The organism is Blastococcus aggregatus, from assembly GCF_900221005.1.
Lineage (GTDB): Bacteria > Actinomycetota > Actinomycetes > Mycobacteriales > Geodermatophilaceae > Blastococcus > Blastococcus aggregatus.
On the sequence record NZ_OBQI01000005.1, the window covers coordinates 414,949 to 426,886 of the forward strand.

16 protein-coding genes and 1 other RNA gene are annotated in these 11,938 nt (G+C 72.9%); 2 read left to right on the forward strand and 15 right to left on the reverse strand.

From position 1 onward, the window contains the following. Positions 1-9: 9 nt before the first annotated feature. From CRP29_RS17695 to CRP29_RS17705, 3 genes are read right to left on the reverse strand one after another with little or no spacing between them, the layout of a single operon-like run. Positions 10-900: an alpha/beta fold hydrolase gene (locus CRP29_RS17695; protein WP_097196350.1), complete on the reverse strand. Its 891-nt coding sequence runs from the start codon at positions 898-900 to the stop codon at positions 10-12. Positions 901-922: 22 nt separating this feature from the next. Further along, positions 923-1,153, reverse strand: coding sequence for a hypothetical protein (locus CRP29_RS17700; RefSeq protein ID WP_097196351.1), 231 nt, complete (start codon positions 1,151-1,153; stop codon positions 923-925). Beyond that, on the reverse strand, positions 1,153-1,413 hold the full coding sequence (locus CRP29_RS17705; protein WP_097196352.1) for a DUF2795 domain-containing protein: 261 nt from the start codon (positions 1,411-1,413) through the stop codon (positions 1,153-1,155). The genes CRP29_RS17700 and CRP29_RS17705 overlap by 1 nt, the downstream gene beginning before the upstream one ends. Before the next feature lie 145 nt (positions 1,414-1,558). On the opposite strand from CRP29_RS17705, the gene CRP29_RS17710 reads away from it, so the two are divergent. Further along, positions 1,559-1,891, forward strand: a complete 333-nt coding sequence (locus CRP29_RS17710) for a DUF8129 domain-containing protein (protein WP_097196353.1) — start codon at positions 1,559-1,561, stop codon at positions 1,889-1,891. Between the two features lie 81 nt (positions 1,892-1,972). On the opposite strand, the gene CRP29_RS17715 is transcribed toward CRP29_RS17710, so the two are convergent. The 9 genes from CRP29_RS17715 to CRP29_RS17755 form a co-directional block, all read right to left on the reverse strand. Beyond that, positions 1,973-2,860, reverse strand: a complete 888-nt coding sequence (locus CRP29_RS17715; protein WP_097196354.1) for a type II secretion system F family protein — start codon at positions 2,858-2,860, stop codon at positions 1,973-1,975. After that, entirely contained in the window at positions 2,860-3,798 is a 939-nt protein-coding gene (locus tag CRP29_RS17720) for a type II secretion system F family protein (RefSeq protein ID WP_097196355.1), read from the reverse strand. Before CRP29_RS17720 ends, CRP29_RS17715 begins: the two co-directional genes overlap by 1 nt. Continuing rightward, positions 3,795-5,276 carry a TadA family conjugal transfer-associated ATPase gene (locus tag CRP29_RS17725; protein WP_097196356.1) on the reverse strand — a complete coding sequence of 494 codons (1,482 nt, stop codon included), beginning with the start codon at positions 5,274-5,276 and terminating at the stop codon, positions 3,795-3,797. Before CRP29_RS17725 ends, CRP29_RS17720 begins: the two co-directional genes overlap by 4 nt. Next, complete coding sequence (locus tag CRP29_RS17730; protein ID WP_097196357.1) at positions 5,273-6,484, reverse strand: CpaE/TadZ family protein; 1,212 nt, start codon at positions 6,482-6,484, stop codon at positions 5,273-5,275. The genes CRP29_RS17725 and CRP29_RS17730 overlap by 4 nt, the downstream gene beginning before the upstream one ends. Further along, positions 6,481-7,191, reverse strand: coding sequence for a CpaB family protein (locus CRP29_RS17735; RefSeq protein WP_097196358.1), 711 nt, complete (start codon positions 7,189-7,191; stop codon positions 6,481-6,483). The genes CRP29_RS17730 and CRP29_RS17735 overlap by 4 nt, the downstream gene beginning before the upstream one ends. Positions 7,192-7,200: 9 nt before the next feature. After that, positions 7,201-8,166: a TadE/TadG family type IV pilus assembly protein gene (locus CRP29_RS17740; RefSeq protein WP_097196359.1), complete on the reverse strand. Its 966-nt coding sequence runs from the start codon at positions 8,164-8,166 to the stop codon at positions 7,201-7,203. Beyond that, on the reverse strand, positions 8,154-8,570 hold the full coding sequence (locus tag CRP29_RS17745; RefSeq protein WP_097196360.1) for a TadE/TadG family type IV pilus assembly protein: 417 nt from the start codon (positions 8,568-8,570) through the stop codon (positions 8,154-8,156). Before CRP29_RS17745 ends, CRP29_RS17740 begins: the two co-directional genes overlap by 13 nt. Positions 8,571-8,680: 110 nt before the next feature. Then, a complete protein-coding gene (locus CRP29_RS17750; RefSeq protein ID WP_101541103.1) occupies positions 8,681-8,881 on the reverse strand; it encodes a Flp family type IVb pilin in 201 nt (66 codons plus the stop codon). Between the two features lie 238 nt (positions 8,882-9,119). Then, positions 9,120-9,797 (reverse strand): prepilin peptidase, encoded by a 678-nt coding sequence (locus CRP29_RS17755; protein ID WP_245852994.1) that lies wholly within the window; start codon positions 9,795-9,797, stop codon positions 9,120-9,122. Between the two features lie 77 nt (positions 9,798-9,874). On the opposite strand from CRP29_RS17755, the gene CRP29_RS17760 reads away from it, so the two are divergent. After that, positions 9,875-10,237: a DUF1801 domain-containing protein gene (locus CRP29_RS17760; RefSeq protein ID WP_097196363.1), complete on the forward strand. Its 363-nt coding sequence runs from the start codon at positions 9,875-9,877 to the stop codon at positions 10,235-10,237. 7 nt (positions 10,238-10,244) lie between these two features. On the opposite strand, the gene CRP29_RS17765 is transcribed toward CRP29_RS17760, so the two are convergent. The 3 genes from CRP29_RS17765 to CRP29_RS17775 form a co-directional block, all read right to left on the reverse strand. After that, a complete protein-coding gene (locus CRP29_RS17765) occupies positions 10,245-10,616 on the reverse strand; it encodes a hypothetical protein (protein ID WP_141437162.1) in 372 nt (123 codons plus the stop codon). A gap of 153 nt (positions 10,617-10,769) precedes the next feature. Then, an RNA gene (rnpB, locus tag CRP29_RS17770) (RNase P RNA component class A) lies at positions 10,770-11,170 on the reverse strand. Between the two features lie 31 nt (positions 11,171-11,201). After that, the gene (locus tag CRP29_RS17775; protein WP_097196365.1) at positions 11,202-11,918 is read right to left on the reverse strand and encodes a PIG-L deacetylase family protein; all 717 of its coding nucleotides are present in this window, start codon (positions 11,916-11,918) and stop codon (positions 11,202-11,204) included. Positions 11,919-11,938: the final 20 nt, after the last annotated feature.

The following is an 11,938-nucleotide window of genomic DNA, read 5'->3' on the forward strand; positions in this document are numbered from 1 at the left end:
AAGATCACATCACGCGGTCGCCGCCAGGAACGGGATCAGCGCCGCGGCCAGCTCGTGGGGGGCCTCCTCGGCCAGGTGGTGCCCGCTGTCGATCGGCCCGCCACCGCGCAGGTCGGTCGTCCAGTCCGCCCAGATCGCCAGCGGGTCGCCGTGCAGCTCCTCGAGGTCGTCGCGGGCCGACCACAGCACCAGGGTGGGGCAGCCGACGCGTCGGCCGGCCGCCCGGTCGGCCTCCTCGGCGGCGCGGTCGACGCCCAGGCCGGCCCGGTAGTCCTCGAGCATCGCGTGCACGGTGGCCGGGTTCCGGATGGCGGCCAGGTGGTCGGCGTGGTTCTCGGCCCCCATCACCTCCACCCGGCCGGGTGCCAGTGACCCGTACCAGGCCTCGGGGTCGGCGGAGATGGCCCGCTCCGGCTTCTCGGGCTGGGCGAAGAAGAACCAGTGCCACCACGCGGTGGCGAACCGGGCGTCGGCGCGGTCGAGGTGCTCCACGATCGGGATGCAGTCCAGGACGGCGAGGGAGGTGACCGCCCCGGGGTGGTCCAGCGCCGTCCGCAGGCCCACGTAGCTGCCCCGGTCGTGGCCGACGACGGCGAACCGATGGTGGCCGAGCGCGCGCATCAGCGCGACGACGTCGCCGGCCATCGCCCGCTTCGAGTAGGGCGCGTGGTCCGGGGTGGTCTCGGGCTTCGAGGAGCCTCCGTAGCCGCGCAGGTCGGGGCAGACGACGGTGTGCCCGGCTGCGACCAGCAGGGGTGCGACCCGGTGCCAGGTCGTGTGCGTGCGCGGATGGCCGTGCAGCAGCACCACCGGTGGGCCGGTGCCGCCGGCCCGGAGCCGCAGGACGACGCCGTCGCCGACGTCGACCCGCGACTCCTCGAGCCCGTCGAAGAACGGCACGGCGGGCCCGGGTGCGGTCAGCTCAGGGGAGGTCGGCGGTGTCCGACGACTGCCGGTGCCCGCCCTGGGCGTCGTCGGGGTCGGCGTCGACCGTCCGCTCCTCGGACTCGGCGAGGATGACCTCCGCGGCGATCTGTTCCATGCCGCTGCCCTTCATCGCCGCCTCCTCGGGGAGGAGCTCGGCGCGGCTGGCGATGTTGCCCTCGGTGACGTTGTCGAGGGCCTCGGCGCTCGGCTCCTTCTGGGTCGCCATCAGAACCGCTGCTGCTCGGTGCCGAGGCCCAGTGCGCGGGCGACGTCCTGCACGTTCTCGAACTGCTGGCCCTCCGGCAGACGGCGCAGGTCGGCGAGGACGCGGTCGGGGACGGTGGCGTCCTCCTGGGCCTTGGCGATCAGCTGGTCGCGGTCGGCCGGCCACACCTCCTTGCCCAGGTGCTCGGCGAGCGCCGAGCGGCGCTCGATGTCGCCCTCGTCGGTGCCGGGCGGGGTGGCGGGCTGGTGCGGGTCGGTCACGGGGAACTCCTTCTCCGGTGCGGCTGCGTCGGGGACGCGTCGTCGCCGCCTACCCACCGACCGCTGCCTCACACCCGTGTCGGATCCTGGGCCCGGGGGTAGCCGCTCCCCGACCGAGAACGAGGACCCACCGAGAGGACGAGACGTGCCCGAGCGCGATCTGCCGCTGAAGGACTACGACCACCTGCCCGTGGGCTCGCTGACGTCCCGCATCCGCACCCTGGACGCCGAGGACCTGACCACGCTCCTGGACTACGAGAAGGCCCACGCCAACCGCTTCCAGGTCGTGCGGGTGATGGAGAGCCGGCTGACCAGCCTGAAGAACGGGGCGCAGCCCTCCGGCGGCAACCCGGCCGCCGTCGGCGCGGACGCACCGGCCCCGGCCGAGGCCGGCTCCAAGGCGTCCGAGGCGACGTCCGGCCCGCCGGTCAACCCCCCGTCGCACGGCGACCCGACCAACCCGGCCCAGCCCCGCTGATCCCGGACGCACGAGTGCGACGAACTGGTGGCCATCAGCGTTCGATGGCCACGAGTTCGTCGCACTCGGTGCATGAGCTGCTCAGCCCATGCTGCCCATGAGCCCGAGAACGGCAGGGCCGACCACGGTGATCAGCAGCGCCGGCAGGAAGCAGAGCATCAGCGGGAAGGTGACCTTGACCGGCACCTTCATCGCCTGCTCCTCGGCCCGCTGGCGCCGCTTGACCCGCATCTCCTGGGCCTGCGACCGGAGGACGTCGGCGATCGCGATGCCGTAGGCGTCGGCCTGGTTGACGGCCGCGACGAAACGCTTGAGGTCGGTGACGTCGGTCCGGTCCACGAGGGCGTTGTAGGCCTCGCGGCGCGGGCGGCCGATCGCGACGTCGTGCAGGGTCCGGGACAGCTCGTCGGCGAGCGGGCCCTTGCCGTTGGCAGCGGCCCGCGAGAGGGCTGCTTCGAAGCCGAGTCCCGCGGCGACCGCGACCGTCATCTGGTCCAGGACGTCGGGCAGCTCGTGCATGATCGTCGTCCGCCGCTCCCGGGCGCGACTCCACAGGATGGCCTCCGGCAGGCGGTAGGCGCCGGCGACCACGGCGGGGACGAGGAGCCACATCAGCGGCCCCGCTCCGCCGGCCAGGATGCTCAGACCGACGAGCGCCGCGGTCCCGGAGAAGGCGAGCTTGGCCCACAGCACCCGGGTGAGCGTGAGGCCCCGCGGATAGCCGGCGAGTTCGACGAGACGCCGTGCCCGTCGCGCCTCCGAGTCGAGGGTGATGACCCGCAGGAACGCGGTGGCCCCCGTGCCGCGTGACTCCAGGGACCCGACCTCGCGCGTGGTCACGGCCAGACCACGGGTGAGGTTGCGGCGGGCGATCGACAGCGCGCGCCCGGAGGTGCCGGCGAGCGTGTACGTCATGCAGCCGAGGCCCGCGGCGACCGCGGCCACCCCGAGCAGGAGGACCGGGCTCATCAGAACCTCACCTTCACGATGGAACGCAGCCACAGCGCGCCCACGCACATCAGGCCCGCGGCGACCGCGAGCATGACCAGACCGGCCGACGACCGCAGGAGCGGGGACATGTAGTCCGGCGCCACGACCGCGAGCAGGCCGCTGACGGCGAGCGGCAGGGTGAAGAGCACGACACCCGAGGACCGGCCCTCGGCCGAGAGCACCCGCGCCTGACGGCGCAGCTCGTTGCGCTCCCGGATGGTGTTCCCGACGCCGTCGAGCACCTCGGCGAGGTTGCCACCGACGTCCCGGTGGATCGAGATGGCCTGCACGACCCAGGCGAAGTCCTCGCTGCCGGTCCGCTCGGCGACCTCGGCCAGCGCCTCGTTGACGTCCCGACCCACACGGGTCTCGTTGACCACCCGCGAGAACTCCTCCGAGGTCGGCGACTCGGCGTCGTGGGAGACGGCGTCCAGGGCGCGCAGCACGCTGTGCCCGGCCCGCAGACTGCTCGCCATGAGGCGCAGCGAGTCGTCCAGCTGCTCCATGAAGGCGGCCCGGCGGCGGCTGCGCCGCACCGAGATCGTCGCCACGACACCGAGCACCGCGACCAGGGCCAGCAGGAAGCCGGCTCCGGCACCGCTGAGCACGATGCCTGCGGCACCGGCGCCGAGCACGGCTCCCGAGCAGATGACCAGCACCTCCGCCGGGCGGGCCTGGATGCCCGCCTGCTCCAGGACCGACTGCAGCTGACCGCTGCGGCCCATCCTGCGCAGCAGCCGCTCGGCCAGGGCCGTTGCGTCCGCCGCCGCACCGGCGAGCCGGCTCTGCGGCGGCGCGGCGTCCGGGGCCAGCCTGCTCAGCGGCACCGTCGGGCGCCGGGGCGTGGCGATCAGGAGGCCGCCGAGCGCCAGGCCGGCGACGACCGCGAGGACGCCGATCCAGAGGAGCCCGGTCATGACGACCGCTTCCCCGCCGGGGTCCGCTCCGCCGTGTGCCCGAAGACCCGCGGCGACAGGGCGATGCCCAGCTCGGCGAAGCGCTCAACGAACCGCGGCCGCACCCCGGTGGGAACGGCCTTCCCCAGCAGCCGGCCGTTGAGGTCGGCGCCGGCCGAGTAGTCGAACGTGAACGCGTCCTGCATCGTGACGGTCTCGCCCTCGACGCCCTGGACCTCCGTGACGTGGGTGATGCGCCGGGTGCCGTCCCGGAGCCGGGAGATCTGCACGACGACGTCGACGGCCGAGGCGACCTGCTCCCGGACGGCGCGCAGCGGCAGGTCCATGCCGGCCATCAGCACCAGCGTCTCGAGCCGCGCGATCGCGTCACGGGGGTTGTTGGCGTGGACCGTCGACAGCGAGCCGTCGTGGCCGGTGTTCATGGCCTGGAGCATGTCCAGCGCCTCGCCGCCGCGGACCTCGCCGACGACGATGCGGTCGGGCCGCATGCGCAGCGAGTTCCGCACCAGGTCACGGATGCTGATCGCACCCTTGCCCTCGATGTTCGGCGGCCGGGACTCCAGCCGGACGACGTGCTCCTGCTGGAGCTGGAGCTCGACGGCGTCCTCGATCGTGATGATCCGCTCGTAGTCGGGGATGAACGACGAGAGCACGTTGAGCAGCGTCGTCTTTCCCGTCCCGGTACCGCCGGAGACGATGATGTTCAGCCGGGCCTCGACGCAGGCGTGCAGCAGCTCGGCCATCTCCGGCGTCATGGTGCCGAAGCCGATGAGGTCGTTGATCCGGAACGGCGTGGCGCTGAACTTGCGGATGGTGAGCGACGAGCCGCCGAACGCCAGCGGCGGGATGACGGCGTTCACGCGTGAGCCGTCGGCGAGCCGGGCGTCGACGAGCGGCGAGCTCTCGTCGATGCGGCGACCCACCCGCGACACGATGCGCTCGATGACCCGGCGCAGGTGGGTCTCGGAGGCGAACGCCGCGCCCGTGCGGACCAGCCGCCCGTTCCGCTCGACGTAGACCAGCTCGGGCCCGTTGACCATGATCTCGCTGACCGCCGGGTCGTCGAGGAAGGGCTGGAGCGGCCCGTGCCCGAGGACCTCGTCGGTGATCTCGGAGATCAGCCGGCGCCGGTCCTCGACCGAGAGGGCGTTCCCCTGCTCGTTGGCGATGACCCGCTGCAGCTCGGTGCGCACCAGGCCGTGCAGCTGCTCCTCGGGGAGGTCGGGGTCGGAGAGCTTGGCCCCCAGCCGGTCGAACAGCGCCTGGCTCGCGCGTGCCTTGAGGCGGGCGAGCCCGTCGACCGGCGTCAGCACGGCGACGGGCGCCGTGCCGCGCGGGGCGCCGGCGTCGTCCGACGCGGCCGCCACCGAGGCGACGCGGTCGGCCAGGCGACCGGCCTCGGGGGCGATCGGGGGCGCCGGGACCGAGCTGAGCGCGTCGTCGCCGCGCGCCTGGGAGAGACGCTCGCTGAGGTTCACCGGCCACCGGCCTTGAGCCGACCGAGGAGCCCGGACAGGACCGGAGCCGAACCGCGGCCGAGGTCCTCCTGCTCGGGCAGGAACCGGGCCAGGAGCGCGTGCAGACCCCGGGTGACCGGGTCCCGTCCTTCGGCCTCGAGCAGGGGGACGCCGGTGTTGGTCGACAGGGGCACCGACGTGTTCCGCGGCAGCACGACGTCGAGCGGTGCACCGATCGTCGTGGTGACGTCGGCCATCGAGAGGGCGCCGGCCGGATCGGCCATGTTGAGCACCAGGTGCCGCCCGTCCGGGATGAGCGAGAGCTCCTCCAGGACGTTGAGCTCCTTGCGCATGCCGCGCACGCCCGGCACGTCCATGCTGCTGACGAGGACCAGGTCGGTCGCCCGCTCCAGGGCGACCAGCGTGTGGTCGGCCAGCCCGGGGGCGGTGTCGATGACGACGTGGCGGAACTCGCGGCTCAGCATGTCGACCAGCCGGGCCACCTGATCGGCGGTGACGGCGTCGCCGGCGGCCGGCGAGTCGCTGCCCGCGATGACGAACAGGCCGCTGGGGTGCCGTCCGAGGAAGGTCTTGAGCACCAGCGGGTCGGTGGCGGCCGCCCCCTGCACGGTGTCGGGCAGCGTGTGCTCGGGAGCCATCGCCAGCGCGCTGGCCACGTCGCCGAACTGGACGTCGAGGTCCACGATGACCGTCGACCCCGTGCCGGACAGGGCGAGCCCGATCGCGAGGTTGGTCGAGACGGTGGTCTTGCCGACGCCACCCTTGGGCGAGGCGACCACGATGACCCGGCGATCGGGCCGGCCCGCACCCGCGGCGATGCGTGCGGCCTCGGCCCGGACCCGGGCCAGCTCCGTCGCGCGCTCGAGCACCGCGGCGACGTCCTCGTCGGTGGCGGCGGGGCTGAGCAGGTCCCGGACGCCGGCGCGCATGGCCGCCATCCACAGTTCCGGATCGGCGTCCGCGTCGACCAGCACGATGCTGGTGGCGGCCGCGACGTCCACCCGTCCGGCCAGCGCGAACGCGGCCTCGAGGGGAACGGCGGGACCGAGGACCACCGCAAGCGGCGCGGCGGCCTCCTCGACCTGGGCGACGAGCCCACCGGGCGCGTCGAGCACCTCGACACCGAGGTGGACCACCTTGCCGGTGTGCTGCTCGCCGAGCTTCGTGGCGAGGTCGGCGCCGACGCCGACGGTCAGGATGAGGCTCACTTGGTGTCTCCCAGGGGGGCGGTGATGGTGGTCTCGACGCGGCTGTCGGAAGCAGAGACCGGAGCTGCCTTCTCGAGCGAGAGCCAGACGCCCTGCGCCGAGGAGCCGACGACGAACTGCTTCGCCTGGTCGGGCGTGAGCGCCAGGGTGATGAGGAAGACCGCGTTCGGGTCGTCCGCGGCGGCCGGAGCCAGCACGCGGGTCACGGGCACACCGGCCAGCGGCTCGACGCCCGCACTGCCGACCGGGGCGTCCTGCTGGACGAGTTGCACGCCGACGAGGTCCCCGGCCTTGAGCACTCCACCGACGGCGCGCTGCGCGTCGAGGGAGACGCTGACCTCGACGGTTCCCGCGGGAGCCGGGACCGTGCCCTCCGGCGCGAGATCCTGCGGGGCGGCGAACCGTGGCGACACGACCTGGTCACCGGGCACGAGCGCCGCGATGCTGACCTGGTCAGCCAGCTCGGACAGGTCGGCCACGGCGCCTGGCGCCAGCAGGCGCTCGGGGACCCGCTGGATCGACACGCTGCCACCGAGGTCCCCGACGGAGGTTCCGGCCGCGACGTCGCTGTCGACCACGAGCACGTCGACCAGCTGCTCGCCGGCCTGGGCCCGGGTGTCCGCGCCGCGGACGTAGCTGATGATCACCACGGCGCCGAAGACGGCGAGGAGAACGGCCGCGATCGCGGCGATGGATCGGCGAGGCATCATTCGTCCTTAGTTCTTGGTGAGGAAGACGGCACGAGCACCCAGGTCGGGAGCCGTGGTGTCGGGCGGGGTGGTGTCGTCCACCTGACGGGCCAGGTAGGTGAAGTGGCCGGTGAGCTTTCGGGCCCCCGAGCCGTCCCAGCCGGTCACGCGGAAGGCGGCGTAGCCGTACACGCGGTAGTTCTGGCCCTGCTGGGTGTCCCACACGGGGATGACGACGTCGCGGCCGACCATGGAGGCGAAGTAGGCGTCGGTGCAGCCGTCAGGGAGCGGGCCCTGGAGCACCGGGCTCTCGCGGGTGTAGGTGCCCTTCCACACGGTGGACGTCCGGCAGGATCCGTCGCTCTCCGTGAAGGCGATACCCGCGCTCGCCGACGTCCCGGTAGGGGTCGAGCAGTTGCCGCCGGAGGTCTCGCCGACACCCAGGGACACGGTCTTCTCGGCCGCCAGCGGCAGCGCCAGAGCGCGGTACGAGCAGTAGCCGATGGCGATCGGGAGCTCGGAGCGGGCCCTGGTCAGGGGGGCCCACTGTGCGTACGAGGACACCGAGAGCTGGCCGGTGTCGTGACCGAGCGCGCCGGCGAAGAAGTGGTTGACCTCCCACGGCATCTTCTGGGTCACGCTGATGTTGCGACCGCTGACCTTGATCCAGCCCTCGCCCGCGCCCAGGTTGGACAGCTTGGCGGCCAGGTCGTTGGCCCAGAAGGCGTCCTCGGCGGTCTTCTTGATGTTGCCGCACTCGTTGCGGGCGCAGTCGGTGGCGACGGCGAGCACGGCGGCGTCGGCGCCGCTGAGCACCTGCTGCCGGGCGGACCAGACGGCGGCGCTGTCGATGCCGATGGCGGCCGCGCCGAAGAGAAGGGGCATGAGCAGCGCGAGCATGACGGCGACACCACCGCGCTCCTCGGAGCGCAGCCGGGCCATCGGGCTCGGGACGGACCAGCGGCCGCGCCGGCCGCGGATCAGCCGCCGCACCGGAACACCGCCTTGCTGGTGATCGGGAACGCGACGCCACCGGCGAAGCTCCCGGCGGGCTGGAACGAGTAGGTGATGGTGACGGTGATGTTCTGGGTGGCCGGCTTGCCCGTGCAGGTCGCCGGCGACACCGCGACCTGTCCCGCGCTCAACGGCAGGGACGCCGCTGACGCGGCGAAGACAGCCGCGTTCTTCGCCGTCGTGACGTTGTTCTCGATCGCCATCGTCCGGGCCGCTTCGCGAGAGGCGGCGGAGAGCGTGGCCTGCACCTGGAAGGCGCGGCTGACCGACACGATGCTGAAGAGGAGAACCAGCAGCAGCGGCACGACGAGTGCGAACTCGACCGCCACCGCCCCGCGCTCACCACCGAGCCGGCGGGTGATCCGGCGCTGGGGTGCACTCATGACGTTCCTCCTTCCGGTGCGTGATCCGAGGGCTGGGGCGGGCCTGGCGGCACGGCTCCGGAGAGCCGTGCCGCCGGACCACGACCCGGGTTGCGCAGGGGCGAGGTCGCTTACTGCACGCCGTCGACGTCGATGTTCGTGAAGAGGGCGTTCAGCTTCGGGCCGAACAGCGCCACGGCCGCCACGACGACGGTCGCGATGCCGGCCACCAGCAGCGCGTACTCGACGGCGCTGGCGCCCTTCTCCTGCGACTTGATGCGGTCGACGGTGGTGAAGACCAGGGTCTGCAGAGCGGTGTACAGGCTGAGCACGGTGATCTCCTAGGAGGTCCGCCGTCGACTTGTCGGGCCGTGGTGACCAGGGTCGCGGCTCCATCAAGATCGGGTCCGGCCGCTCGGACCAGAAGGGGTTGGGGGAACCCCCTCACCCGGAGGGGGGACCACCGAACGAGCACTTCCGGGGGTTTCCGGGCATCCCGCTAGCCCGATGCGGTGACACTCCGTCGCCCGTACCGGTGACGCACCGTGATGACGGAGCGTGGCAACACCCTTACAGGGCGGCCCAGTCCCCCGTCAGAAGTACCGCCACCAGCGTTCCGGTGAGCAGGGCGGGGCCGAAGGGCAGTTCGGTGTCCCGGCCGGCCCGCCGGACGGCCATCAGCGCCAGCCCGACGACGGCCTGCAGGAGGAAGCCGAGCAGGAATCCGAGCAGCACGGCCGACCAGCCGAACCAGCCGAGCACCAGCCCGAGGAGCGCGGCGAGCTTGACGTCACCCATGCCGAGCCTGGTCGGTGCGAGCAGCGCCATGACCAGCAGCACGGCGAACGACGCGGCCCCCGCGAGCAGGGCGCGCAGCAGGTCGGGCCACGCGTCGTCGAGGTCCGCCGCGAGGGCCAGCAGGCCGGCGGCGACCACGGTCGCGGGCAGCAGGACGCGGTTGGGTAGCAGCTTCTCGCGCAGGTCGATCACGGCCAGCAGGAGGCCGATCGCCACGAACCAGGCCCAGGCCGGCAGGTCGGGCGACCAGCCGAAACGCAGGCCGACCGCCGCGAACAGCACCGCGGCGACGATCTCCACTACCGGCGGGCGGACGGCGCGCGGGCCCGGCCCGAGCATTCCCGCGACGCTCGGCGGGCTGGGCCAGGGGTAGCGCGCGGCCGCCCGGTTCACCGCCGTCCCGACGGCGATGCCCACGACGCCGAGGACGACGGCGGGCAGCACGGACACGGCGGCCACCCTGGCACAGCGAATGCCCGGGATCCGGGAGGCTGCGCCAGCGACCCCCGGTGCGGGACAGTGACCGCATGAGCGGACCGGAGCCCTTTCCCGACGAGGCCGTGCGCGGCTACGTCGACGCACTCACCCCGGACGGGCGGGCGCTCTTCGACCGGTTCTCCGCGCTGGTCCTGGCCGAGCACCCGGAGGCCACGATGACCTGGGCCTACGCGATGCCCACGTTCGTCGTCGGCGAGCGCCGGCTGCACGTCGGCGTCTGGAAGCACGGGCTGTCGCTGTACGGCTGGGACGCCGACCGCAGCGGCGGCTTCTGCGACCGCTACCCGACGCTGTGCGGCGACCGGGGCACGCTGAAGCTGCCGCACCGCGAGATGGCCCGGATCCCGGACGAGCACCTGCGCGACCTGGTGCGGGCCACCTTCGCCGCCTGAGCGACGGTCAGCACTCGAGACCGCCCTCGGCCACCCCGACGTTGATGCAGTCGAGAGAGCTGGCGAACGCCCTGCGCTCCGCCGCCGTCAGGCCCTCGGGTTCGAACCTGACGACGATCCAGCCGGACAGGTACGCCTCGCCGGCGAACTCGCGTGACGCCGCCACCGCGTCCTCCCGGTCCTCGAACCGGTACATCGTCAGCGTGTCGCTCTCCACCGCCTGGATGCACGGACGCCCGGCGTCGCACAGCTCGTCCGTCGCCCAGCGTGCCCCCGGCATCATGGAGCGGTCGTAGGCACTCTGGTCCTCGACATAGGCCTCGAGATCGATGTGCTTCCGACCGCCGTAGGCCAGCTCGCCGCTCGCGGCGTACGCCACGAGCCCTCCCAGCGCGGCCCCGAGAACCGCCCCGGCAACGACCCACACCCGCCCGACCAGGCGAACGTTCCGCCCTTGTCCCGGCCCCACCTCACGACGATGCGGCTGCATACGGCGACGCTAGCGATCGGGGTGGAGATCAGGCGGGGACGACGGACGAGTCGGCCTGTACGCCGGGTTCTGTCCACGGGTGCCTTGCGGCCTCCCGATGGGCGGTCATCCATCTAGGCCTGCCGTTGCCGGCAGGCTCGAGCGGTCTACCCGCAGGCTCGGGCGGGCCGCCCTCGAACGCCTGCGCAGGACGGCGGCGAACCGTCGTCCCTTCTTGACCTTGCTCCGGGTGGGGTTTACCGAGCCACACCGGTCACCCGGTGTGCGGTGGTCTCTTACACCGCCGTTTCACCCTTACCAGTGCGAGCACTGGCGGTCTGTTCTCTGTGGCACTGTCCCGCGGGTCACCCCGGGTCGCTGTTAACGACCACCCTGCCCTGTGGAGCCCGGACGTTCCTCGGCGACGGGGTCTCCCCCGCCGACGCGACCGCCCAGCCGACTCGTCCGTCGTGCCGGCAGTCTAGGGGGTCGGGGTCACCCCCAGAACAGGCGGAAGCCGACGCGGCGGCCGCCGTCCTCCTTCAGCGTCGACATGTCGACCACCTGGCGCGCCTGCTCCTCGACCGGCTCGCCGGAGAGCAGCTCCAGGTAGCGGCGGTGCTCGGACAGCGAGGCGACGGCGAGCTCGACGGTGTCGGCGACGTCCACCTCGTGCGGCGGGTCGGTCATCTCCCCCACCGCGATGTACTGCACGCCGGTCCAGCGATCCTCGTCCAGGTCCGTGAAGATCCACTCGTTCGCGGCGTCGGCCACCGCGTCGATCACCGACTGCCCGAGCGCCCGGTGGTCGGCCGAGTTCACGTAGGCCGGTGAGACCCCCGGCGGCGTCCACGTCGCCCCGAAGTACCCGGTGACGACGAGCTCGGGCCGGTGCCGGCGGATCGCCGCTGCCAGGTCCCGACGCAGCTCCGGGCCGGCCACGAGGGTGCCGTCCCGGTGGTCGAGGAACTCCACCTCCCGGACGCCGACGACGGCGGCCGAGCGCCGCTCCTCCTCCTCGCGCAGCGGGCCCGCCTCGCCCGGTGGCACGCCTTCCATCCCCGCCTCACCGCGGGTGGCCAGGAGGTAGTGCACGTCCTTGCCGGCCGCCGTCCAGACCGCGACGGCAGCCGCCAGGCCGTACTCGATGTCGTCAGGGTGAGCCGCGACGACGAGGGCGCGCTGCCAGTCGTCGGGCATGGGAGCAGCCATGTCCGCAGTCTGGCCCCGAC